Below are 22,517 nucleotides of genomic sequence, written 5' to 3' on the forward strand. Positions count from 1 at the left end.
GATTCAGGCCGAATCCCATGAAACCCGGGCACATCGGCCGATATGTGACGCGCTCCCTGTACGCGTTTACGGCGCGTGAACGCTGCCGACCTTAGATTGATCGGCTCGGAGAGCAGGAGCGGCCGATGCCGAACAGCGCGATTGTCTACGCCAGCCGGGCTGCCCCCGGGTTCACGCCGGAACGCCTGGCTGCACTGATGGAAGATGCGGCCCGCTTCAATCGATCAGCGGGCGTGACCGGGGTCCTGTTGTTCGACGGGCAGCGCTTCCTGCAATACATGGAAGGCCCTGCGGACGGGCTGGATGTTGCCTTCTCCCGCGTAAGCGGCGCCCGCAGCCACACCGAACTGACCGAACTCGGGCGTGGCCGTGTCGGGCAGCGGCGGTTGCCGTTCTGGCCGATGCGCTGCCTGTCGGTCAGCGCGGGCGAGCTGCAGAGGATCGCCCTTGCTGACTGGAGCCGTTTCATCCAGCGGGCGGTAACGAGCCAGGACGAAGCCGAAGCGATGGAGAAGCTGCTTGCAGTCGTTGAGCCCTACGCGAACGCCGCCTGAAGTGCGGGACGGGTGCTAGCATGTTGTGCAGCTGATCACACGCCGCACAGTGTCCTGCAACTGATCGATGTGGAATGGCTTGGTCACGAAGGCGGCGCGGCGGTGGCGCTGTGGCACCAGCTGGTCATAGACCGCAGAGACGAAAAGAAAGGGGATGCCAAGTTCCGCCAGGCGATCAGCGACTGGAAATACCACGCCGTCTCGAAGCTCGACGTCCAGCACGGCGCCGTCGAACCGCTGGGTATCCAGCAGTCCCAGCGCGTCGAACACGCTGTAGGCGTGTGTCACCTGGTCGCCAGCGTCCTCAAGTGCATGTTCCATCAGTGCTGCCAGGTCGAGCTGGTCTTCCACCAGCAGCAGGTTGCATGTGCGCTGGCTCAATCCGGATTGCATGTGTGCAGCCTGTGTTGCTTCGGGAACGCCAGTCTGTGCTGTGTAGCATCAATACGGTGCGTGCGGCTTGTCAGCCCGGCGCGAAGCCCGTGAAGCGCGCTTCCAGCACCGTATAGGCAGCGTGCAGGGCCGGATGGAGTTTGTTGACGGCGCCTTGGCACGTGCCATGGATACTGCCGCCGTCCCCCGCATCGGAGCTTTTCTCATGCCGCTATCCGGAACCGATTCTGCTTCCCCCCGCGTGCTGCGTGTCGAGTGCATGCCGCTGGACTGCGGTGGCACGGCCGTCGTAGTGGAACTGGACCGCATGCCTGAACGGACGTGGATGAAGTCGCTCAAGCGGGCGCTGCAGGCCGACGATGTCCTGGAGGACGCGCACGCCAAGTTCGATGGGCGCTTCGTGTATGTCGTGGGCGTGGAAGGCGGCGCTCACCGTATGCAACATCGTGTGGTACAGGCGCTGGTGGCAGCGGACGCTCCGCGCGCTCCGGCTGGCAGCCTGCGAAGTCGAGCCGGCGGCACGGCACTGTCCAGCCCGATGCCCTGAGCGCAGACCAGGGCCATCCCGAAGTCCGTAGATGCTATCGCTGCATCAGGGCTGCGTGCAGCGCACACCTTGGGCGGTTCACACCTCCCGACGAGGCGGTCCCCTGCTGAGGTGGCTGCGTACCGGGCGCGCCGGACATTGCGGTGGTCTGCGGCTTGTGCCCGATCAGCGCGTCATGCCCAAGCGGCGTGGACGCGCCGCAACTCGACGCAGCCTCCACACCGGACTCACCGCGCGTACGACCGGCATCGCTAAGGTAAAGCGGTCCGCAACCATCGGTGGTGCCATGCCTCTTCGTGCGATTGCCTACGTGAGTGAAGCCTCCCGCAACCTGACCGCAGCGCGGCTGCAGCAGCTTGTGGCCGAAGCGGTGCAGTTCAACGAATCCGTCGATGTCACCGGCACGCTGCTGTTCGATGGCTCGCGCTTCCTGCAGTATCTGGAGGGCCCGGAGGCCGGGATCAATGCGGCGTACACGCGCATTCTCGCGGCCTGCAGCCACAGTGGGATCGTCGAGCTGAACCGGGGCAGGGTGGGGCGCCGACAGTTTCCGCACTGGCGGATGCGTAGCGTGCGGGTGGACGAGCTGGCGCTGGGAAAGATCGCCATCTCTGACTGGACCGGCTTCGTGCGCAGCGCGTCGGCGCTCGACTCGGGCAAGAGTGCACTGGATCGTCTGCTGTCGATTTCGCAGTCGCACACGGAGGCAGGTGCGGGCGGCATCACCGAACCGGACGGGCAGCTGGCACGATGAAGGCCACAGCCGCCCCGGTTGCGCCCGCCCCACCACGCGTCGGTTGTGCGGGCTGGTCGCTGCCGCGGGCGGTTCACGAAGCGTTCGGCGCGGGCGACAGCGCACTGCTGCGCTATGCCACACGCCTGCCGATGGTGGAGATCAACTCGTCCTTCTATCGACCGCACCAGCCCAGCACCTACGCGCGATGGGCGGTGAGCGTTCCGGAGGGCTTCCGGTTCGCGGTGAAACTGCCGCGGGAGATCAGCCATGAGCGTCGGCTGCGCGATGCGATGCAGCCGTTCGAACAGTTCCTGGATGGCGTGCTGGAGCTGGGTGGAAAGCTGGGGCCGCTACTGCTGCAGTTGCCGCCAAGCCTGGTGTACGACGCGGCCACGACCAGAGAATTCCTGCGGGGCCTGCGTTCACGCACCCAGGCCGATGTGGCGTGCGAGCCGCGCCACCCGAGCTGGTTCACGCCGGAAGTGGATGCACTTCTGAGTGCGCATGGCGTGGCACGGGTCGCTGCGGATCCGGCACGTGTGCCGGCGGCAGCGATTCCCGGCGGTGACCGCACGTGGAGCTACTGGCGCTGGCACGGTCAACCGCAGATCTATCGCAGTGCGTACAGCGAACAGGCCCTGGCGGAGCTGGCGGAACGACTGCGGCGCGAATCCGGCGCGCAACGACCCGCCTGGTTCGTACTGGACAATACCGCACTGGGCCATGCCACCGGCAACGCGCTGCGCCTGCAGGCGCTGCTGCAGGAGAACGCTCATGCCTGAAGGTCCTTCCATCGTGCTGCTGCGCGAAGCAACGAGCCACTTCAAGGGGCACGCGGTCCGCGCCGTGTCCGGTAACAGCCGCATCGACCTGTCACCGCTGCAGGGCCGCAGGGTCAAGGCGGTCCGCAGTTGGGGCAAGCACTTCCTGCTGGAATTCAGCCGCCACACGCTGCGCATCCACCTGATGATGTTCGGCAGCTGGCGCATCGACGAACGGAAGCCAGGCCCGGTGCGGGTATCGCTGGTGTTCGACAACGGTGAGCTGAACTTCTACGCGTGCTCCGTGCGCCTGATCGACCAGCCGCTGGACGACATCTACGATTGGCGTGCGGACGTGATGAACGAGGCCTGGGATCCAAAGCTGGCCCGGCGCAAGCTGAAGGCCATCCCGGATGTCATGGCCTGTGATGCGCTTCTGGACCAGACCGTCTTCGCCGACGTGGGCAACATCATCAAGAACGAGGTGCTGTTCCGGATAGGTGTCCATCCGGCCACCCGGCTGGGCGACCTGCCGCCACGCAGGCTTACCGCCATGATCGAGCAGGCCCGCGCCTACAGCTTTGATTTCCTGGAGTGGAACCGCCGTTTCGAACTGAAGAAGCATTGGCAGGTGCACACGAAAAAGGTCTGCCCTCTGTGCGGCGGCCCGATCAGCAAGCTCTACCTGGGGACCACACGGCGACGCACGTTCTTCTGCCCGAATGATCAGGTGCTGTACGGGCCCTGACGCGGCCATCCGTGGCCGCCGGGTTCCGGCGTGCGCCGGTCAGGCGGCCTGCGCGGCCTTGGCGTTGCCGCCGCCCTTGGCCAGCAGGGTCAGCTTCTCGTCGGTGGCCTTCTCTTCCTCCAGCGTCTCCAGCAGCAGCGGAAGGGCATCCTTGTAGCCCAGTTGCTTGGCCAGCGCGGCGATGGTGCCGTAGGACGCAATCTCGTAATGCTCGACCTTCTGCGCGCCGCCGATCAGGGCCGCATCCCGCACCGGCCCCTTGTCGATGCTGTCGATCACTTCCTTGCCTTCCTCCACCAAGCCTTCCATCGCCGCACACTTGATGCGCTTCAGGCGAATGCCAAGCACCTCCACCACCTGATCGATGCGTTCGATCTGGCCCTGCGTTTCTTCCAGGTGCGTTTCGAACGCTGCCGCCAGGTCCGGGTTCTCGGCCGCACGGGCCAGGCGCGGGAGGGCCTTGGTCAGCTGCTTCTCGGCACTGTAGATATCCGAGAGTTCGTGGATGAACAGGTCTTCCGCCGTCTTGATAGCCATACTGGGCTCCGCAGTGAGTGGAGTGCTCAGCGTAGGTCCTGCCCGGTTGCGATCGGGCAGGGGCCAGGTGAAGGCGGCATGTGAGCGCCCGCAGGATTACTGCGCACGGTCTTTACGAGAGTGCGCCAGAACCGTACGGCATGCAGCGGCCTCCTCATCCGTGTGACGGTCCGGCCCCATCAACGGTGGGGGAAAGTAATGTCAAACCTTCAGGCAACGCGCATCAACAATCACCAGGGCGGGGGAGCCCGGCGTCGGCCGCGGCGGCGCCACGCCATCACCTGGCCCACCACCGCCGTCAACAGCAGCATCGCATTGGTCACCACGAAGACCACGCTGCCCAGCATCGCGCTGTACACCGTGAACAGCGCAGATGCGGTCATCTGGCCTGCGAACAGCCACCTGGATACGGCTTCCGGGTTGGACGACTGCCACTGCTTCACCATCTGCCGGATCAAGGTTGCCATCAGTACCGCCGTGGCGGCCCAGCCAAGTATGTCGGGGTGCATGAGGGCCTCCGGTGTGTGGGCAGCCCCACGCTAGCCCTTGGCTGGGCAACGCCGTACGAACGAGAGGTGAAGACAGCATCCCGCCTCCGGCGCCCTCGCGCCATTCACTCCGGACCGGTGACAATGGCCGCTCGGGCGCACCATGCGCGATCCGCCCACCGAATGCAGGAATGCTGAGATGTCCAACACCCCCTTTGGCGAATCGTCATGTGCTGCCGCAGCCAGCGGCTGCATCGAGGTCCGCGGTGCGCGCGAGCACAACCTGAAGAATGTCGACGTCTCCATTCCACGCAATGCGCTGGTGGTGTTCTCCGGCGTGTCCGGGTCCGGCAAGTCCTCGCTGGCCTTCGGCACGGTCTTCGCCGAAGCGCAGCGCCGCTATTTCGAATCCGTCGCGCCCTACGCACGCCGCCTGATCGACCAGGCCGGCGTACCCGACGTGGATGCCATCGACGGGCTGCCGCCGGCTGTCGCCCTGCAGCAGCAGCGCGGTGCCAGCAATGCGCGCTCGTCGGTGGGCAGTGTGACGACGTTGTCCAGCCTGGTGCGCATGATGTACTCGCGGGCAGGGGCCTACCCGGCCCACCAGCCCATGCTGTACGCCGAAGACTTCTCGCCCAACACCCCACAGGGCGCCTGCAGCACCTGCCATGGCCTGGGGCATGTCTACGAAGTGACTGAAGCACTGATGGTGCCGGACCCTTCGCTGAGCATCCGCGAGCGCGCCATCGCCTCCTGGCCACCGGCATGGCATGGCCAGAACCTGCGCGACATTCTGGTCACGCTGGGCTACGACATCGATGTGCCGTGGAAGAAACTGCCGAAGAAGGACCGCGACTGGATCCTGTTCACCGAGGAAACGCCCACGGTGCCGGTCTATGCCGGCTTCACGCCGGCCGAGACCCGCGCCGCGCTCAAGCGCAAGCTGGAGCCCAGCTACATGGGCACGTACACCGGCGCACGCCGCTACGTGCTGCACACCTTTGCCAACACCCAGAGCGCGCTGATGCGCAAGCGTGTTTCCCGCTACATGGAGCGCCGGTTGTGCCCCGCCTGCCACGGAAAGCGCCTGAAGCCGGAAGCGCTTTCGGTCACCTTCGCCGGCGTGGACATCGGCGAGTTCATGCGGCTGCCGCTGGATCAGCTGGCAGCGTTGCTCGAGCCCATCGCGCAGGGCAACTTCAGTGCACACAGCCACGGCGCGCGTACCAGCAGGCGTGCAACGCCCAGCGATCGCGCCAAGCGGGCAGCAAGTGGCCGCGCGACCCACGAAGGCGCCCCCGACGTGCGCCTGACCTCAGCCCTGTCAGAGGAAAAGCGCCTGGCGGCGCAACGGCTCGCGGGCGGGGTCATGGCGCGGGTACGGCAACTTCGCGAGCTCGGCCTTGGCTATCTCTCGCTGGATCGCGCCACGCCCACACTGTCGGCCGGCGAACTGCAGCGCCTGCGCCTGGCCACGCAGCTCAGCTCGTTGCTGTTCGGCGTGCTGTACGTGCTCGACGAACCCTCGGCCGGTCTGCATCCGGCCGACAGCCAGGCGCTGTACGACGCACTGGAACGGCTGCGCGACGGCGGTAACTCGGTGTTCGTTGTTGAACATGATCTGGAGCTGATGCGCCGCGCGCAGTGGCTGGTGGATGTGGGCCCGCAGGCAGGAGAGCATGGCGGACGCGTTCTCTACAGTGGCGAGCCCGACGGCCTGCGCAACGTTCAGGATTCGCGCACGGCGCAGTACCTGTTCGACCGGGTGCCCGCGCCGGCCAGCCGGCAGCGCAGTGCCAACAGCTGGCTGGCGCTGAAAGGCATCCACCGCCACAACCTGCACGGTGTGGATGCGCAGGTGCCGTTGGGGTTGCTGACTGCAGTGACCGGCATTTCCGGATCGGGCAAATCCAGCCTGATGGCGCAGGCGCTGCCCGAGCTGATGCTGCTGCACCTCGGGCATGAGACGGCAGACGACGGCGCCGACAGCGCACCTGCCGAAGGACCCACCGTAATCGAAGCAACGCGGGGCCAGCTGGCCGGCGACGTGGACGCCATCCAGCGCGTGGTGCAGGTGGACCAGAAGCCCATCGGCCGCACGCCACGCTCCAACCTGGCTACCTACACGGGCCTGTTCGACCACGTGCGCAAGCTGTTCGCCGCGACACCCGACGCGCGCCGTCGCCGATTCGATGCGGGCCGCTTTTCGTTCAACGTAGCCAAGGGGCGATGCGAGACCTGCGAAGGCGAGGGTTTCGTCAGCGTCGAACTGCTGTTCATGCCCAGCGTCTATGCGCCGTGCCCCACCTGTCATGGCGCCCGCTACAACGAGGCCACGCTGAAGGTGCAGTGGAACGGCCGCAACATTGCCGAGGTCCTGCAGATGACGGTGGACCAGGCCCATGCGTTCTTCGCCGAAGAAGAGGCCATCGCCCGCCCGCTGCAGTTGCTGCAGGAGATCGGCCTGGGCTACCTGCGGCTGGGCCAGCCGGCCACGGAGCTTTCAGGGGGTGAGGCGCAACGCATCAAGCTGGCCACAGAGCTGCAGCGCAGCCAGCGCGGGCGCACGCTGTACGTGCTGGACGAACCCACCACCGGCCTGCATGCATCAGACGCCGACAGGCTGCTGGTGCAGCTTCAGCGGCTGGTGGACGCAGGCAACACGGTGGTGATGATCGAGCACGACATGCGTTCTGTCGCACAGGCCGACTGGGTGATCGACGTCGGTCCGGGCGCTGGCAGCGCAGGCGGCACCATCGTGGCGAAGGGCACGCCGCAACAGGTGGCCCGCGCCAAGGGCAGCAGGACGGCGCCGTTCCTGGCATCCGAGCTGGGGCAGGGTGTGCGCGAGCGGAATCGTCCGGCAGGAGGCGCCTAGCCGCAGGACAGCAGCGTCCAGCAACGATCGGCAATCTCTGCCGCGCCAGGGTGGCCGCGTAGGCTTGATCGTTTCGCAAGGCGGCACTGCAGATCGTCCATCCAGGCTGACCGGGTACCGTGCGGATCTCTCACATAGATATCGCAGGCAAGCCGGATGACCGGCGCCACTTCGTGCCGGAAACTCATCGCGGGCAGCGCACCCAGATTGAACGCGGTTTCCCAGTGGGCCAGCTCGCGCTCCACATCGACAACGTGCTTGCTTCTTCCGTGGCTCACGGCGCCTACCCCTGTTCGAAACCTCACTGTACACGCTTGCTGCCGGGAGCCTGTTCATCACAACCGTTCATACAACGCGCTTGCCGGCCTGTTCCCGTAACGGCAACAGGCCCACAGTCAATCGGCAGCACCCTTGCTGCGACGGAGAATCGAAATGAACAGCGTCCCCGAACAGAACAGGAATGACCGCTCCAACGCGTCCGCTGAAGCAGAACAGCCTGCACAGCAGGGGCAGGGCGAGGGGGGCGAACCCGGCGGGGAGGAGCCCGGCAAGCAAGGACAGCAACAGCAGCAGGACAACAAGGATAGCGAGAGCCCGAAGCCAGCGGATGAAAAGAAGGGCGGTCTCGGCGGCGATACCCGCCGCTGAGGAACAGGAGGAGCCGCGCGCCGAGCGGCTGCTTCCGCAGCAGACAGGGAGCGCGCATGTCCTCGCAAAGCCAGGCGATCAGCCTGATGACCAAGATCATGTACCAGTGCCGCCCGGAGAGAACGACGACGATGGCGCAATGCCGTTGCTGCGATGCGCCCAGTCCTGGCGGGATGGAGTGCGCACGGTGCCTGACCGGAAGGCTTGGCGAAACGATTCACAATCGTGGCGCAGCGTTCGGCTGGCTGGAGTCGTTCCGCAGGGTCCAGCAGGACGAAGCACACGTATTCGAATGCGCAAAGCGCGCCGATGCGGCATCTTCCTAGGCGTCGCATCCAGACCTGACATCGCGCAGGCGTATGCTCGGGTCATCCAGGAGCAACGCGATGACTTTTCCGATCTGCATCTACGATAGAACGGGCACGGGGCTCCGGCTGCCCACGGGGTGGTGGATCGACCTTCAGTCCGATCTGCCCGCGCTGGTGAACGGCGCCGCACGTATAGAGCTTCCGCGCTCTTCGAAAGACGAGCATCCACGCTTGGATCCAGAGGTCCTGAGGGACCTTTTCCGGCGCATCGGGGGTTCGCAGTGGCTAGGTTGAATCCGATGCGTTCCCTGGGAGCGCGCTGGCTGTTCTTCCGTCTTCGCAACGGCCAATCCATCAGTCCCGCCAGGTTGATGTCCGTCTGGTCCGAGGCTGCCGAATCCAATGAGTGCGCCGTGCGCCGCGAGATCATCGACGGCGCAGGCTACGTCTATGCCCTGTACGCGCCCAACAGCCTGCTTTCCCCCCGGCGTGTCGAGCTGCGCATGAGAGCGCTGCTGGAGGAGGCGGGCTACGCCTTCACGATGGGTAGCCTGGCAGGGCGTCACCCCGGCGACGGTTGAGGCGCGGCGCTGAGGCGCCGGCCGGACAGTCCATGTGTCGCTCTCATTCGGGGCCATCAGGCTCCAGAGGTTCGTCAGGTGCGGGATCGAAGAGCGCCAGCATCCGTTCCCGCCGGCACTGTTCGAGCCAGTGGTGCCATACCTCCACCTCGTCCATCAGCCCCGTGGCACCGCACGCGGGGCACGTGAGCGTCGTGCCCAATGGACTCGTCTTGAGGCCCTCGTCCTGAGTCATTGATGAGCGCAAGCCGCAGCTCTTGCAGGTCGATCGCAACTGATCGAGGCGAACGATGGCGCCATTGCGCGCGAGAAGGGGCTGGATCGCGTGGATCCGGAAGGCATTGGGAGGATGCATGGCCGTGTCGTCTGGGGCTGGACACGGGAGCAAAGGATTCTGCGCCGGAGAAGAGCCGTGAGAGCGCAGTGTGCTTTGTTGGAGGTTAACCCTTCATCAAGGTGCACACCGCGCGCCATGACTGGCCTGAAATCCCACGGCCGCAATCGTGCACTGACGTGGCAGCCGGCGCTCGTCCGGTGCCGGCCCTGCCTCTGGGCAGGAAGGGCTCCGCCGTCACGACGGAGCCCCGTACACTCACTTTTCCTGCAGGAACGCCAGCAGATCCTGGTTGACCTTGTCCTTGTGGGTGTCGGTCAGGCCGTGCGGCGCACCCGGGTAGACAATCAGCTTTGCGCCCTTGATGAGCTTCGCCGATTGGCGGCCTGAGATATCGATCGGCACGATCTGGTCGTCGTCACCATGGATGACCAGGGTGGGCACATCGAATTTCTTCAGGTCGGCGCGGAAATCGGTGGCCGAGAACGCAGCGATCGAGTCGTAGGTGTTCTTGTGGCCGCCCTGCATGCCCTGTGCCCACCACGCATCGATCAGCCCCTGCGACACCTTCGCGCCCGGGCGGTTGAAGCCATAGAACGGGCCCGACGGAATGTCCTTGTACAGCTGCGCGCGGTTATCCATCTGTGCCTTGCGGATGCCATCGAACACTTCGATCGGCAGGCCGTTCGGGTTGTCGGCGGTCTTCAGCATGAACGGCGGTACCGAGCTGATCAGCACGGCCTTTTTCACCCGTCCGGTGCCATGCCGGCCGATGTAGCGCGCCACTTCGCCGCCACCGGTGGAGAAGCCCACCAGGGTCACATCATGCAGGTCCAGCGTATTGATCACCGTGGCCAGGTCATCAGCGTAGTGATCCATGTCGTTGCCATCCCACGGCTGGCTGGAACGGCCGTGGCCGCGACGGTCATGGGCAATGACGCGGTAGCCGTGGTTGGCCAGGAAGATCATCTGCGATTCCCAGCTGTCCGAGTTCAACGGCCAGCCGTGGCTGAAGGTCACGACCGGGCCGTTCTTCGGGCCCCAGTCCTTGTAGTACAGCTGCACGCCATCGGCGGTGGTGATGTAGCTGGCGGTGCGCGCGATGCTGGTGACTGCCGCCGGCCTGGCCGGTTCGGCGGCCTGCGCGGACAGGCCGGCCTGGACCGAGAGGGCGAGGGTGGCAACGGCCAGGGTACGGGCGAAGGTGTTCATGCGGGAACTCTCATGGGTGGGTGGTGAGACGTACTTTGCGCCTGCAATCAGGCGTCCGAGTGATGAACTGTCCGGATTTCTTGATAGAGCGTCCTGAGTGCACGGATCCACAGTGGGGTCGACTGGATGATCATCCGAAGCTGCCCGACCTGGGCCTGCGCACTACCGAACGAGCCAGAGGCGCTTGCAATGGTGGCATTGCAGCCGGTTCCGCATTGCTTCCCGGAACGCAACATGACGTACCCCTTCACGGCGCTACCGCACCTGCGGCGTGCTGCCTAGGCTGATCCCACACGGCACCTGCCGTGTTCCGGGCCCATTGCCCGCGCAGTGGCCCGTCTTCCCATGAACTCCGCAGCGCTGGCCTGCCAGGCAACCGTGCCCTGGCAATGTCACGGCCTGCGCCATGGGCAAGCGCCCGGATTCGTGCGCGCCAGCCTTGCATTGCTGCCCGCCCAACGCCTCATCGTGGAGATCCCTCATGTTCAGTATGGAAAACACCGCCGCGCCCATTGCTCCCGCCCTCGATGAACTGGTGCCCTCGCGCTACGCCCTGAAAGTGGGCGACGTCGAGGTGCTGGTGATCAGCGATGGCGTCCTGCCGTTGCCCACCCAGATGCTCGGCCACAACGTGCCGGCCGCCGACCGTGCCCAATGGTTCGAAGAGATGTACCTGCCCCAGGATGCCTTCGACTGGGCATTGAACGTGATGGTGGTGCACAGCGGTGATCGCACCATCCTCATCGATGCCGGTCTGGGCATGGACCCCGACCTGCAGCTGCCGCGCGCCGGCCAGCTGATCCGCCGCCTCGGTGCTGCCGGTATCAACCTGGGCGAAATCACCGACGTGGTGATTACCCACATGCACATGGACCACGTCGGCGGCCTGCTGGTTGAAGGCGTAAGGGAACGGCTGCGCCCGGACCTGAAAATCCACGTCGCAGCCGCGGAAGTGGAGTTCTGGATGTCGCCGGACTTCAGCCGTACCAACATGCCGCAGGGCTTCCCCGATGCACTGCGCGCCACGGCCAAGCACTTCTGGGCCGAGTACAGCAGCTATGTGCACACCTTCCAGGACGAACAGCAGATCGCGCCGGGCGTGACGGCCCGCCGTACCGGTGGGCATACCCCGGGCCACTGCGTGGTGCGCGTAGCGTCCGCGGGGCAGGCCCTGACCTTTGCCGGTGACGCGGTGTTCGCGGTCGGCTTCGACCAGCCGAACTGGCACAACGGCTTCGAGCACGATCCGGAGGAATCCGCACGCGTACGCATCGCTCTGCTGAAGGAACTGGCCGGTACCGGCGAAATGCTGGTGGCCACGCATCTTCCGTTCCCGTCAGTGGGCCGGGTGTCGCTGGAGGGCGAGACGTTCCGCTGGGTGCCGGTGTTCTGGGACTTCTGATCGGATCCTGCGGATACAGCGCAAGCAAGGGTTTTCGACGGGGCGCATCGGCGCCCCGCTCGAATCCCGCGAGGGCGAGGCCAACAACGGACGCCATCCACGCCTGGCGTGGATCTACTGGATGGCGGTGGGGTGGGCCAAACGTTGCAGCTTGTGCGGATTGCGCTGCACCAGGATCTGCGTGATCCGCTCGCCATCGGTCTCGAAGGCCATCGCCGCCTCCAGCTCGCCATCGAAATAGCGCAGCAGTCCCAACCGTCCGTTGAGCATGGCCGGCACCATCCGCAACTGCGCGCTGCGCCGCAGGTGCGGGGCATACAGCAGCTGGGCAATGCGTGCACCCCCGACCATCGGCCCGGGGAAGCTGGTGACGATACCGCCGCCGTCACCCACCAGCTCGGCCGATTCGGCCATCAAGGCCTTCATCGTGCGGAAATCCCCGCTGGACGCGGCCTCGGCGAAGCGGCGCAGCAGTTTCTGGTGCACGTCCTGCGGGACGTTGTAGCGCGGGCGTTCCTGCCGGAGCTGCTGGCGCGCACGATGCACGATCTGCCGGCAGGCGGCTTCCGTCTTGTCCAGGGTGCGCGCGACCACGGCGTAATCCTGATCGAACACGTCGTGCAGCAGGAAAGCCGCACGCGCATCCGGGGCCAACCGTTCCAGCACACTGAGGAAGGCGACCGACAGATCGTTGGCGGTTTCCAGCACGTACTCGGGCGTGGCGGTGTCATTGGTCAGCAGCGGCTCGGGCAACCACATGCCCACATAGTGTTCGCGCGCATGCCGGGCCAGGCGCAGGCCATCAATGGCGCGACGGGTGGTGGTCGCCACCAGCCAGGCTTCCGGATTCTCGATCTGCGACTGGTCGGCGCCATGCCAGCGCAGCCAGACATCCTGAACCACGTCTTCGGCTTCGTGCGAAGACCCAAGCATGCGGTAGGCCACGCCGAACAGGCGTGGGCGGAGGCGTGAGAACAGCGCAGTGGATTCGTCCATGCCAGCGTAGACGGGACAGGTCCCCGGATTGTGACACCCGGGAACCTGTCGTTGGTGCCAGCGCCGGACGTGCAATCAGTGCGGCGGCAGCACCGCCGGCTTGCCGATGTCCTTGATCAGGAACACCACGAACTTCGCCGGCTCGGTGGCGCTGGCGTTGCGGCCTACGGTGTGCAGATCGGCCGGGCCTTCATGGAAGGCCTCGCCCGGGCCAAGGGTAACTTCCTTGCCGCCGGCCACACCCATCACGATCCGTCCTTCCAGGACATAGACGAAGCCGTGGGCATCGTGGCGGTGGACAGGATCGGCGCCACCCGGCGGGTACTCCACGGTAAGGATCAGCGCCTCCTTGCCGGGCTGCTCCGGCAGGGCGCGGGTCATCACCTCGCGCACCAAGGGCTGGGGCGCAGGAGAGGGCGGGGTGGCGGCAGCGCCGCACAGTGGCAGCAGCGCAAACAGGACCAGAACAGAGCGACGCATGGCAGGTCTCCAAAGCGGTAGAGCGGGGCCGCAGCATGGGGCAGCGGCCGAAGGATCAGGCCAGGCCGGCCTTGTCCAGGCCAAAGGCCGTATCCAGGGTGCCGGGCGTGGTACGGAAGGCAACGTTGGCGCGGTTCCAGGCGTTGATCGCCATCACCGCGTGGGTGAGGTCGACAATTTCCTGATCGGACAGCTGGCCGCGCACGCGTGCGTACAGCTCGTCGGGCACGCCCTGCGCCGGCAGTTGGGTCAGTACTTCGGTCCAGGCCAGGCAGGCGCGCTCGCGCGGGCTGAACAGCGTTGATTCACGCCATGCCGCCAGGTGATGCAGGCGCAGCGGACGCTCGCCGCGCAGGGTGGCTTCCTTCACGTGCATGTCCAGGCAGAAGCCACAGCCGTTGAGCTGCGATGCACGGATGTTGACCAGATCAATGATGGCCGCTTCGATCGAGGCGGTGTGGGCGGCATGCGAGTACAGACCGAGCTTCTTGAACAGTTCGGGGGATTGCGCGGCGTAATCCAGGCGTGCGGTCATGGCGTGTTCCTGTAGCGTGTGAAGGGCACAGTGAGGCTAGGCCTGCACTTGCAACGCCGGTAGGCGGGGGGCGGACCCCACGCTGTTGCATGAAAAACACCAATGTCCTGTCACAGCGGCCGATGCTCGGCCGTCTGCCGGGCATGGACACCTCATCGCACCTGCGCACCGCATCGCGCCCTGCCAGCGAACAGGTCTGGCAGGCCTTCCTGGCCGCATTGCGCGAACTGCCGCCCGATGCACGTGCGGTGCTGTTGCTGCACGACGTGCTGGGTGCCGGATTCGAGGACATCGTGCCCCTGCTGGGGCTCGATCGTGCCGCGTGCAGGCAACGGTTGGCGCTGGCGCGGAGCCACCTGCACGCACAACGTGCCCGCCTGGAGCCAGGCCACCCATGAACGCCGCAACGCCCCGCCCGGCCAGCGACGGCCACGATGCGCTCAATGCGTCCTTCTCCACCAGCTACGCCGGCGTGCTGGCCTTCATTGCAGTGGCGTCCGAGGGCAGCTTCGCGCGCGCGGCCGACCGCCTCGGCATCGGCCGTTCGGCAGTCAGCCGCAGCGTGCAGAAGCTGGAAAGCCAGCTGGGCGTGCGGCTGTTCCTGCGCACCACGCGCTCGACCACGCTCACCCGCGAAGGCGAGCTGTTCCTCGAGGGCTGCAACCCGGGCGTGACCTGCATCCTGCAGGCGCTGGAGGAAATGCGCGACCTGCGCGACGGCCCGCCGCGCGGGCACCTGCGCATCAGTGCCAGCCATGGCTTCGGCCGTCGGGTGATTGCGCCCTTGCTGGCAGCCTTCCGTGCCGAATACCCGCAGGTATCCGTGGAGCTGCTGCTGGACGAGCAGGCCCCCGACCTGGTCGGTGATCGCATCGACGTGGCGTTTCGCGACGGCCTACTGGAAGACAGCCAGGTGATCGCCAAGCAACTGGTGCCGATGCAGCTGGTCGTATGTGCATCACCGGCGTACGCGCAGGTGCACGGCCTACCCGCGTCGGTGGACACGCTGCCCACGCATGCCTGCATCGGGCGGCGCCTGCCGGGCGGACGCATGCAGCCCTGGGAATTCCGTGTCGACGGTGCCGAAGTACACCTTCAGCCGCCTGCTGCACTGGTGTTCAACGATGCCGACCTGGCCCTGCAGGCCGTCATCGACGGGCTGGGCATCGCCCAGCTGCCCAGCTATCAGGTGCGTGAAGCGCTGTGGGCGGGCAGGGTGGTGACCTGCCTGGATCGGCATGCGCCGCTCGATCGCGGCCACTACCTGTGCTACCTCAGCCGCCGCCAGCTGCCCAAGCGCGTGCGTGCCTTCATCGACTTCAGCACGCAGCGGGTGCGCGCGCTCGAACTGGATGTGATCTCGCACTGGGAAGCACGCCAGCAGGCCACCCCTCTGAAGCCAGGCGCACAGCCTGCCTTGGCCTGAGCGTACTGGTGCGTGCCGGGCAACAGTGCGCGGCCGATCACGGACCTACTGCCTCGCGCCCGCGCTGCCTACGATTCCTGCGCCCGGCCACACCCGGCAGCCCCTCTACATACCAGGAGACACGCAATGAAGTTCCTCGTCATCGGTGGTACCGGCCGCATCGGCAGCAAGGTGGTGGAGCGCCTGCGTGTCGCCGGGCATGCGGTCGTGGTGGCAGCGCCCTCCACCGGGGTGGATGTACTGACCGGCGAGGGCTTGGATGCCGCCATGGACGGCGTCGACGTGGTGGTGGACCTGGCCAACTCGCCCTCGTTCGAAGACGCAGCAGTGCTTTCGTTCTTCGTGACCGCCGGCCACAACATACTTGCGGCCGCCACCCGTGCCGGCGTGCGCCACCATGTCGCGCTTTCTGTTGTGGGCACCGGCAAGCTGGCAGCCAGTGGCTACTTCCGCGGCAAGATCGCCCAGGAGCGGCTGATCCGCGACTCGGGCCTGCCGTACACCATCATCCATTCCACGCAGTTCTTCGAGTTCCTGCCGGGCATCATCCAGTCCGCCGGCGACGGGACGGCCGTGCGGCTGCCGGCCGCCGACGTGCAGCCGATTGCCGCCGAGGATGTTGCCGAAGCGGTGGCACGCATCGCGCAGCAGGCGCCAGCCAATGGCGTGCTGGAAATCGCCGGGCCGCAGCGCAGCGCGATGGCGGATCTGGCCAGGCGGTATCTGCAACTGACGGGTGATTCCCGGCAGGTCGTTGCGGATACCGAGGCGCTGTACTTCGGCGCTCCGCTGCAGATCGACACGCTGGTGCCGATCGGGCACGCGTGGCTGGGGCAGGTCGATTTCGAAGCCTGGCTGCAGCACTCCGGCCTGTTGCAGCGGCAACCCGCCTGAGCGGCCATCGATCGCCTGCCAATGACCGAGCTGAAGCCGCCTTCGCCCGCCATGCTGGACCGCTACCACGGCGACGACGTGAAGCCGCTGTACACCGGCCGCGTGCGGGTGAGCGGAGGCCAGGCCCAGCATGGGCGGGCGTCCGGCGTCGTGCGATCGGACGACGGTGCACTGGCGGTGGACCTGCGCCTGCCGCCGGAGCTCGACGGGCCTGGCGGCGGCGCCAATCCCGAGCAGCTGCTGGCTGCGGGCTATGCCGGCTGCTTCCACGGCGCCATGGTGCTGGTGGCCGCGCGCGCCGGCCTGCTGCTGCACAACCCCAGCATCGAAGTGGCGGTCACCTTCGCCCGTGATCCAGCAGATGGGCTGTACCTGCTGTCGGCCGAGATCGTGGTACATCTTCCCGGCATGGATGAGAACCTGGCCTGCGAACTCGTTCGCAACACCGAACGCGTCTGCCCATACGCCAAGATGTTCCATCGTGGCGTCAGCCATGCGGTGCATGTGCGGGTCGGCCCGCAGGCTTCGCCTCTGTAGAGTCGAGCCATGCTCGACTCCGGGAAGTTCCTGGTCCTCACGATTACACGGCAAGGCCGTATGCCACCCCTGCCAACCTCGGCTACGATGGCCGGGGCTGGCATCTACGCCGGTGGGCAGGGGCGCAATGGACATGCAGGCACGGGGCGGATTCGTTCCGCCCGCGAAGACCGATTCGCAGGAACTCACGTTCCACTGGCTCTACCAGCGGGTGCAGGGGCTGGTTGAGCACAGCATCTACCCCAAGGCGGGCAGGGTGGAGACGTGGGCGTTCCGCATCGGCGTGGGTGCGGCGATCATCGGCATTCTCATTGGTCAGCTTCCGGATCGATGGCTGCCTGTTGGCGCAGTGCTCCAGGTGGTGGTTGCCTGCCTGGCAATCGAAATCGGAGGGTTCATTGTCGGTGGCGTCCTGGCCGCCCGCAGGGGCATTCGCCAGTTCAGCCAGCCGCGGCTCTCGCACGCCCGCGAGATGGATGAAGACTTCGCCCACTGGCAAGCGGTGGTGACCGAGCTTCGCGGATTCCCGCGCGTCCAGCGCGAGCGGCGACTCAAGTTCGTCAGCACCTTGCGCACAAACATGATGGAGCGCATGGGCATGATGTATGGCGGCCTGCAGCGGCTGGGACCATTCCCGCTGTTGATTGCCCTCTACCTGCAGTTCCGTGGATGGAAATGGGGTGACTGGGCGGGCGCTTTCGATGTTGGCCTGCTAGGCGCACTGCTCATCTTCGCCATGGTGCTGCTGTACCTGCTGGGCTGGATGCTGATCGGCCTTCGCACCAGGCTCGATACCTACGTTGCCTTGTTGGAGGCCTCCATCCACGAGCCCGAGCCCTCCCAGTCAACGCCCTTGTAGCGTCGGGCCATCGACAGAACACCCGAATGGAATGGCACTGGATTCATCCTGAAGAGCGGGTGACCTTCATGAACGAGGGCAGCGTCAAATGACCATATTCAAGAAGACCGGTCTTCTCCTGTGTCTGGCGGGCGCAGGGTTGGTCAATGCGCAGGTGCCCCCTCAACCGGACAGGCCGAAAGTTGAGCTTGACGGGTCGATCGCAACGGATGATGGCGCGGAGCTTGATGACAAGCAGCTACGCACGCTGGTCGGGCGCGCAGATGCAGGCGACGCCGAGGCGGCGTTTCGACTTTCGCGCCACTTTGAGGGCAAAGGCGTGGCCGGCAACTCCCATATGTGGCTTGCCTATGCCGCAGCGCTGGGGCACCCGATTGCACAGTACAACGTGTTCTTCATGTTGAGGGACAAACAGGACTGTGAGTCATCCAGTGAGGCATACGCATGGCTCAAGAGTGCCGCATTGAAGGGAGTGAAGGCCGCGGATTCCGAACTTGAGCAGGCGGCTCGCATGGCGTCTCTGCGATGTGCCAGCAAGCGAGAGGAAGAGAGAAGCCATCTACCTACGAGAGAAGCGAGCGTGGCAACTCAGTCAAGCCCGCCGTAGTTGGCCTGCAGGCTGGGAATGAGTCCCGGTGTCCTTGGAAGAGCTCGATGCAGTCGATTTCTTCGGACCTACTACAACACGTTCTTCTAGGCACGCAGGCTGACTGCCTTGGTCGGGTCGTACATTTCGCCGACTTCACAGATCTGTACCCCGCAGATGGGCATAGTGGCCCTTCGGTAGTGTGAGCGCGTCCATCCAGCCACGGGGTTTCCCCGAACGCCAGGAGGTCACTGTGCCAAGTTGTGATGAAGGAATGAAGTTGACGCGTCGCCAGGTGATCGCCGGCGGCGTCACGACCGTGGCGATGTCCGCCGCACCGGGGGCATCATCGCTCGCCGCCGAACTGGCGGCGCCCCCGCCGCCCAGGCCGCCGGTCATCAGCACGGTGGCCTTGACCGTCAACGGCGAGCGGCGGGAACTTGAACTGGACACCCGGACCACGCTGCTCGATGCCCTGCGCGAACATCTGAAGCTGACCGGGACCAAGAAGGGCTGCGATCACGGTCAATGCGGTGCCTGTACCGTGCTGGTCAACGGTGAGCGCATCAATGCCTGCCTCAGCCTGGCGGTGCAGCACCAGGGCGATGCCATCACCACCATCGAAGGCCTCGGAACCCCCGATGACCTGCATCCGATGCAGGCCGCCTTCATCAAGCATGATGGCTACCAGTGCGGGTATTGCACGCCGGGGCAGATCTGTTCGGCGGTGGCGGTACTGGACGAGATCAAGCGGGGTGTCCCCAGCCATGTGCAGGCGGATGTCAGCGCACGGCCCCAGGCCACCAACATGGAAATGCGCGAACGCATGAGCGGCAACCTCTGCCGCTGCGGCGCCTATTCCAATATTGCCGAGGCGATGGCAGAGGTCGCTGGCGTGACCTCTGCAGGGAGGCGCTCATGAGGGCCTTCAGTTACGAACGCGCGAAATCCCCGGCCGAGGCCGCCAGGGCCGTCGCCGGTACCGAGGGCGCGAAATTCCTGGCTGGAGGGACCAATCTGCTCGACCTGATGAAGCTGGAGGTCGAGACGCCAGCGCACCTGGTCGATGTGCAGGACATCGGCCTGGACAGGATCGAACCCACCGACGAAGGCGGCCTGCGCATCGGCACGCTGGTCACCAATACCGCACTGGCCTCGCATGAGCGCGTGCGCCGCGACTACGCGGTGCTGACCCGCGCGATCGTGGCAGGTGCTTCCGGGCAGTTGCGCAACAAAGCCACCACCGGCGGCAACCTGCTGCAGCGCACGCGCTGCCCGTATTTCTACGATCCCAATCTGCCCTGCAACAAGCGCCTGCCCGGATCCGGCTGCGGCGCACTCGAGGGGTTCTCCCGGCAGATGGGCGTGATCGGCACCTCGGACAGCTGCATCGCGACCTATCCGGGCGACATGGCGGTGGCCCTGCGGGTGCTGGACGCCTCGATCCAGACCGTCAGGGGTGACGGCAGTACGCGCAGCATCCCGATTGCCGATTTCCATCGTTCCCCCGGCGACAAGCCGCAGCAGGACAACGTGCTGCAGCGCGGTGAGCTGATCACCCACGTCACGCTGCCGAAGCCCCTGGGCGGTCGGCACGTGTACCACAAGGTGCGTGACCGCGCGTCCTATGCGTTCGCACTGGTGTCGGTCGCCGCGGTCGTGCAGCGTGACGGCTCGGCGCGGTTCGCCTTCGGTGGAGTTGCGCCGAAGCCGTGGCGCGTCGAGGCAGCCGAACCGCTGCTGCGCGACGGCGTAAAGGCCGCGGCCCGGCAGGTGTTCGCCGGTGCCCGTCCGACGCGGGAGAACGCGTTCAAGATCGCGCTCGCCGAGCGCACCCTCGCGGCGGTGCTGGTGGAAGGAGAGCGCTGATGCCCCTTGAATTCAACGCCCCCGCCGGCGACAACCTGTTCGACAAGGCCAAGGTCGTCGGCAAGTCGACGCCGCGCATCGACGGTCCACGCAAGACCACCGGTACCGCCCCCTATGCCTACGAGCGCCATGACGTGGCGCCGAACCAGGCCTACGGCTACATCGTCGGTGCGGGCATCGGCAAGGGGCGCATCATTTCGATGGATGCCTCCCGCGCACGTGCCGCGCCCGGCGTACTGGCGGTCATCACCGCACCGGAAACCAAGCCGGTCGGCAAATCGAACTGGAACAATGCGCCGCTGTTCGGCGGACCCGAGGTGGCCCACTACCACCAGGCCATCGCCTGCGTGGTGGCAGAGACCTTCGAGCAGGCCCGCGCCGCCGCGGCGCTGATCCGCACCCGCTACGAGCGCAGCAAGGGCCGCTTCGATTTTCCCGCACTGGCACCGTCCGCGCCGCTGGCAAAGGGGCGTGACGGCAAGCCCGACCGGCAGGCGCTGGGCGATTTCGACACTGCCTACGCGGGCGCCGCGATCAAGCTCGACGAGACTTACCACACCTCCGACGAAAGTCATTCGATGATGGAGCCGCACGCCACCATCGCCGCCTGGGAGGGTGACACGCTCACGCTGTGGACGGCGAACCAGATGATCGACTGGGCCAGGCAGGGCATGGCGGCGATCCTCGGCATCGATCCTGCCAAGGTGCGTGTGGACTCGCCCTATATCGGCGGCGGCTTCGGCGGCAAGCTGTTCATCCGTGCCGACGCGGTGCTGGCCGCGCTGGCGGCCAAGCAGGTCGGGCGGCCGGTGAAGATCGCGCTGCAACGCCCGTTGATGCCCAACAACACCACGCACCGGCACGCCACCCTCCAGCGCGTGCGGATCGGCTGCGGAAAGGATGGCCGGATCTCCGCCATCGCCCACGAGAACTGGTCGGGCAACATCAACGGCGAGGACGGCGAGAACGGCACTCTGCAGACGCCGAAGCTCTATGCGGGCGCCAACCGTCTGATGGCCAACTACATCGCCACGCTCGACATGCCCGAAGGCAATGCGATGCGCGCACCGGGCGAAGCACCGGGCCACATGGCGCTGGAAGTGGCGATGGACGAAATGGCCGAGAAGCTGGGTCTCGACCCGATCGCGTTCCGCATCCTCAACGAGCCCGAGGTGGTACCCGGCGATCCGTCCAAGAAGTTCTCCGACCGCAACCTGGTGCGCTGCCTGCGCGAAGGCGCGGAGCGCTTCAACTGGAACAAGCGCAACCCCAGGCCGGCGCAGGTCAGGGAAGGGGACTGGCTGGTCGGCATGGGCGTGTCTGCGGGCTATCGCGGCGCACCGACAATGAAGTCCGCGGCGCGGGTCCGGCTTGATGGCCAGGGCGGGGTGATTGTGGAGACCGACATGACCGACATTGGCACCGGCTCCTACACGATCATCGCGCAGACGGCAGCCGAGACCATGGGCGTGCCGCTGGAGCGGGTCCAGGTGACCCTCGGCGACTCCCGTCATCCCGCCTCCGCCGGTTCCGGCGGCCAGTGGGGCGCGGCAAGCTCCACCGCAGGCGTGTACGCGGCGTGCGTCAGCCTGCGCCGCAAGGTGGGCGAGAAACTGGGCTTCGACGGCGACACCGCAGATTTCGCCAATGGCCGCATCCAGGTGGGCGGTCGGACGATCAAGCTGGCAGAAGCGGGGACACTCTCGGCGGAGGACGGCATTGCCTTCGGCGAATTCAAGCAAGGCTACGACGTCGGCACCTATGCAGGGCATTTCTGCGAGGTTGCCGTGCATGCCTACACGGGAGAGACGCGCATCCGCCGCATGCTTGCCGTATGCGATGGCGGCCGGATCCTCAATCCGCTCTCCGCACGCAGCCAGGTCATCGGCGGGATGGTGATGGGTGCGGGCGCGACCCTGATGGAGGAGCTGGTGGTCGACAAACGGCTTGGCTTGTTCATCAACCATGACCTGGCCGGCTACGAGGTTCCCGTGCACGCCGACATTCCGCACCAGGAAGTGGTCTTCCTCGACACGCTGGATCCGGTGATCTCGCCGATGAAGGCCAAGGGTGTGGGTGAACTGGGCATCTGCGGGGTCGGCGCCGCGATCGCCAATGCGGTCTACAACGCAACCGGCGTGCGCGTGCGCGACTATCCCATTACCCTGGACAAGCTGCTGCCCGGCTTGCCCGACGTGGGCTGAC

27 protein-coding genes are annotated in these 22,517 nt (G+C 66.0%); 19 read left to right on the top strand and 8 right to left on the bottom strand.

The window, feature by feature from the left end; all coding sequences use genetic code 11:
• Positions 1-125: 125 nt before the first annotated feature.
• Positions 126-554 (top strand): BLUF domain-containing protein, encoded by a 429-nt coding sequence (locus tag ACM0O9_RS05710; protein ID WP_005416573.1) that lies wholly within the window; start codon positions 126-128, stop codon positions 552-554.
• Positions 555-569: 15 nt separating this feature from the next.
• Here ACM0O9_RS05710 and ACM0O9_RS05715 read toward each other — a convergent pair whose 3' ends face one another.
• The gene (locus ACM0O9_RS05715) at positions 570-947 is read right to left on the bottom strand and encodes a response regulator (protein WP_414603733.1); all 378 of its coding nucleotides are present in this window, start codon (positions 945-947) and stop codon (positions 570-572) included.
• Between the two features lie 307 nt (positions 948-1,254).
• On the opposite strand from ACM0O9_RS05715, the gene ACM0O9_RS05720 reads away from it, so the two are divergent.
• The 4 genes from ACM0O9_RS05720 to ACM0O9_RS05735 all read left to right on the top strand — a co-directional run bounded on the left by ACM0O9_RS05720 (position 1,255) and on the right by ACM0O9_RS05735 (position 3,739).
• Positions 1,255-1,494 (top strand): hypothetical protein, encoded by a 240-nt coding sequence (locus ACM0O9_RS05720; RefSeq protein ID WP_231109148.1) that lies wholly within the window; start codon positions 1,255-1,257, stop codon positions 1,492-1,494.
• Between the two features lie 286 nt (positions 1,495-1,780).
• On the top strand, positions 1,781-2,248 hold the full coding sequence (locus tag ACM0O9_RS05725) for a BLUF domain-containing protein (RefSeq protein WP_005416570.1): 468 nt from the start codon (positions 1,781-1,783) through the stop codon (positions 2,246-2,248).
• Positions 2,245-3,012 carry a DUF72 domain-containing protein gene (locus ACM0O9_RS05730; protein ID WP_005416569.1) on the top strand — a complete coding sequence of 256 codons (768 nt, stop codon included), beginning with the start codon at positions 2,245-2,247 and terminating at the stop codon, positions 3,010-3,012. The genes ACM0O9_RS05725 and ACM0O9_RS05730 overlap by 4 nt, the downstream gene beginning before the upstream one ends.
• On the top strand, positions 3,005-3,739 hold the full coding sequence (locus ACM0O9_RS05735) for a DNA-formamidopyrimidine glycosylase family protein (protein WP_414603732.1): 735 nt from the start codon (positions 3,005-3,007) through the stop codon (positions 3,737-3,739). The genes ACM0O9_RS05730 and ACM0O9_RS05735 overlap by 8 nt, the downstream gene beginning before the upstream one ends.
• Positions 3,740-3,778: 39 nt before the next feature.
• Here ACM0O9_RS05735 and ACM0O9_RS05740 read toward each other — a convergent pair whose 3' ends face one another.
• Both ACM0O9_RS05740 and ACM0O9_RS05745 read right to left on the bottom strand, forming a co-directional pair.
• Positions 3,779-4,276, bottom strand: coding sequence for a YciE/YciF ferroxidase family protein (locus ACM0O9_RS05740; protein WP_005416567.1), 498 nt, complete (start codon positions 4,274-4,276; stop codon positions 3,779-3,781).
• Between the two features lie 230 nt (positions 4,277-4,506).
• On the bottom strand, positions 4,507-4,785 hold the full coding sequence (locus tag ACM0O9_RS05745; protein WP_235649599.1) for a hypothetical protein: 279 nt from the start codon (positions 4,783-4,785) through the stop codon (positions 4,507-4,509).
• Positions 4,786-4,963: 178 nt separating this feature from the next.
• On the opposite strand from ACM0O9_RS05745, the gene ACM0O9_RS05750 reads away from it, so the two are divergent.
• The 4 genes from ACM0O9_RS05750 to ACM0O9_RS05765 all read left to right on the top strand — a co-directional run bounded on the left by ACM0O9_RS05750 (position 4,964) and on the right by ACM0O9_RS05765 (position 9,182).
• Complete coding sequence (locus ACM0O9_RS05750; protein WP_414603731.1) at positions 4,964-7,645, top strand: excinuclease ABC subunit UvrA; 2,682 nt, start codon at positions 4,964-4,966, stop codon at positions 7,643-7,645.
• 432 nt (positions 7,646-8,077) lie between these two features.
• Positions 8,078-8,293, top strand: coding sequence for a hypothetical protein (locus ACM0O9_RS05755; RefSeq protein ID WP_134955596.1), 216 nt, complete (start codon positions 8,078-8,080; stop codon positions 8,291-8,293).
• Between the two features lie 56 nt (positions 8,294-8,349).
• Positions 8,350-8,619, top strand: coding sequence for a hypothetical protein (locus tag ACM0O9_RS05760; RefSeq protein ID WP_005416562.1), 270 nt, complete (start codon positions 8,350-8,352; stop codon positions 8,617-8,619).
• Between the two features lie 281 nt (positions 8,620-8,900).
• A complete protein-coding gene (locus tag ACM0O9_RS05765; protein WP_414603730.1) occupies positions 8,901-9,182 on the top strand; it encodes a hypothetical protein in 282 nt (93 codons plus the stop codon).
• Positions 9,183-9,225: 43 nt separating this feature from the next.
• Here the strand turns inward: ACM0O9_RS05765 and ACM0O9_RS05770 are convergent, their stop codons facing one another.
• Positions 9,226-9,537, bottom strand: a complete 312-nt coding sequence (locus ACM0O9_RS05770) for a hypothetical protein (RefSeq protein ID WP_414603729.1) — start codon at positions 9,535-9,537, stop codon at positions 9,226-9,228.
• A gap of 237 nt (positions 9,538-9,774) precedes the next feature.
• Entirely contained in the window at positions 9,775-10,728 is a 954-nt protein-coding gene (locus ACM0O9_RS05775) for an alpha/beta fold hydrolase (protein ID WP_069138527.1), read from the bottom strand.
• Positions 10,729-11,209: 481 nt separating this feature from the next.
• Here ACM0O9_RS05775 and ACM0O9_RS05780 point away from each other — a divergent pair, with 481 nt between their 5' ends.
• Positions 11,210-12,130, top strand: a complete 921-nt coding sequence (locus tag ACM0O9_RS05780; RefSeq protein WP_414603728.1) for an MBL fold metallo-hydrolase — start codon at positions 11,210-11,212, stop codon at positions 12,128-12,130.
• 114 nt (positions 12,131-12,244) lie between these two features.
• Here ACM0O9_RS05780 and ACM0O9_RS05785 read toward each other — a convergent pair whose 3' ends face one another.
• The 3 genes from ACM0O9_RS05785 to ACM0O9_RS05795 form a co-directional block, all read right to left on the bottom strand.
• Positions 12,245-13,126, bottom strand: a complete 882-nt coding sequence (locus ACM0O9_RS05785) for an RNA polymerase sigma-70 factor (protein WP_414603727.1) — start codon at positions 13,124-13,126, stop codon at positions 12,245-12,247.
• Between the two features lie 75 nt (positions 13,127-13,201).
• The gene (locus ACM0O9_RS05790; protein WP_125436986.1) at positions 13,202-13,606 is read right to left on the bottom strand and encodes a cupin domain-containing protein; all 405 of its coding nucleotides are present in this window, start codon (positions 13,604-13,606) and stop codon (positions 13,202-13,204) included.
• Between the two features lie 55 nt (positions 13,607-13,661).
• Positions 13,662-14,141, bottom strand: a complete 480-nt coding sequence (locus tag ACM0O9_RS05795) for a carboxymuconolactone decarboxylase family protein (protein WP_139727109.1) — start codon at positions 14,139-14,141, stop codon at positions 13,662-13,664.
• 89 nt (positions 14,142-14,230) lie between these two features.
• On the opposite strand from ACM0O9_RS05795, the gene ACM0O9_RS05800 reads away from it, so the two are divergent.
• From ACM0O9_RS05800 to paoC, 9 genes are all read left to right on the top strand, one after another.
• The gene (locus ACM0O9_RS05800) at positions 14,231-14,539 is read left to right on the top strand and encodes a sigma factor-like helix-turn-helix DNA-binding protein (RefSeq protein WP_414603726.1); all 309 of its coding nucleotides are present in this window, start codon (positions 14,231-14,233) and stop codon (positions 14,537-14,539) included.
• A complete protein-coding gene (locus ACM0O9_RS05805) occupies positions 14,536-15,567 on the top strand; it encodes a LysR family transcriptional regulator (RefSeq protein ID WP_414603725.1) in 1,032 nt (343 codons plus the stop codon). The genes ACM0O9_RS05800 and ACM0O9_RS05805 overlap by 4 nt, the downstream gene beginning before the upstream one ends.
• A gap of 126 nt (positions 15,568-15,693) precedes the next feature.
• A complete protein-coding gene (locus ACM0O9_RS05810) occupies positions 15,694-16,461 on the top strand; it encodes an SDR family oxidoreductase (RefSeq protein ID WP_414603724.1) in 768 nt (255 codons plus the stop codon).
• A 21-nt stretch (positions 16,462-16,482) separates the two neighbouring features.
• Positions 16,483-16,998 carry an Ohr family peroxiredoxin gene (locus ACM0O9_RS05815; protein ID WP_414603723.1) on the top strand — a complete coding sequence of 172 codons (516 nt, stop codon included), beginning with the start codon at positions 16,483-16,485 and terminating at the stop codon, positions 16,996-16,998.
• 127 nt (positions 16,999-17,125) lie between these two features.
• Complete coding sequence (locus ACM0O9_RS05820; protein WP_414603722.1) at positions 17,126-17,857, top strand: hypothetical protein; 732 nt, start codon at positions 17,126-17,128, stop codon at positions 17,855-17,857.
• Between the two features lie 88 nt (positions 17,858-17,945).
• Positions 17,946-18,464, top strand: a complete 519-nt coding sequence (locus ACM0O9_RS05825; RefSeq protein WP_134729285.1) for an SEL1-like repeat protein — start codon at positions 17,946-17,948, stop codon at positions 18,462-18,464.
• A gap of 253 nt (positions 18,465-18,717) precedes the next feature.
• Positions 18,718-19,365: an aldehyde dehydrogenase iron-sulfur subunit PaoA gene (gene paoA / locus ACM0O9_RS05830; RefSeq protein WP_019336581.1), complete on the top strand. Its 648-nt coding sequence runs from the start codon at positions 18,718-18,720 to the stop codon at positions 19,363-19,365.
• The gene (locus ACM0O9_RS05835) at positions 19,362-20,312 is read left to right on the top strand and encodes an FAD binding domain-containing protein (protein WP_188238595.1); all 951 of its coding nucleotides are present in this window, start codon (positions 19,362-19,364) and stop codon (positions 20,310-20,312) included. Before paoA ends, ACM0O9_RS05835 begins: the two co-directional genes overlap by 4 nt.
• Positions 20,312-22,516 (top strand): aldehyde oxidoreductase molybdenum-binding subunit PaoC, encoded by a 2,205-nt coding sequence (paoC, locus tag ACM0O9_RS05840; protein ID WP_414603721.1) that lies wholly within the window; start codon positions 20,312-20,314, stop codon positions 22,514-22,516. Before ACM0O9_RS05835 ends, paoC begins: the two co-directional genes overlap by 1 nt.
• Position 22,517: the final 1 nt, after the last annotated feature.

Origin of the sequence: Stenotrophomonas sp. FR012, from assembly GCF_047520565.2 — a bacterium.
In the GTDB taxonomy this organism is placed as follows: domain Bacteria; phylum Pseudomonadota; class Gammaproteobacteria; order Xanthomonadales; family Xanthomonadaceae; genus Stenotrophomonas; species Stenotrophomonas sepilia.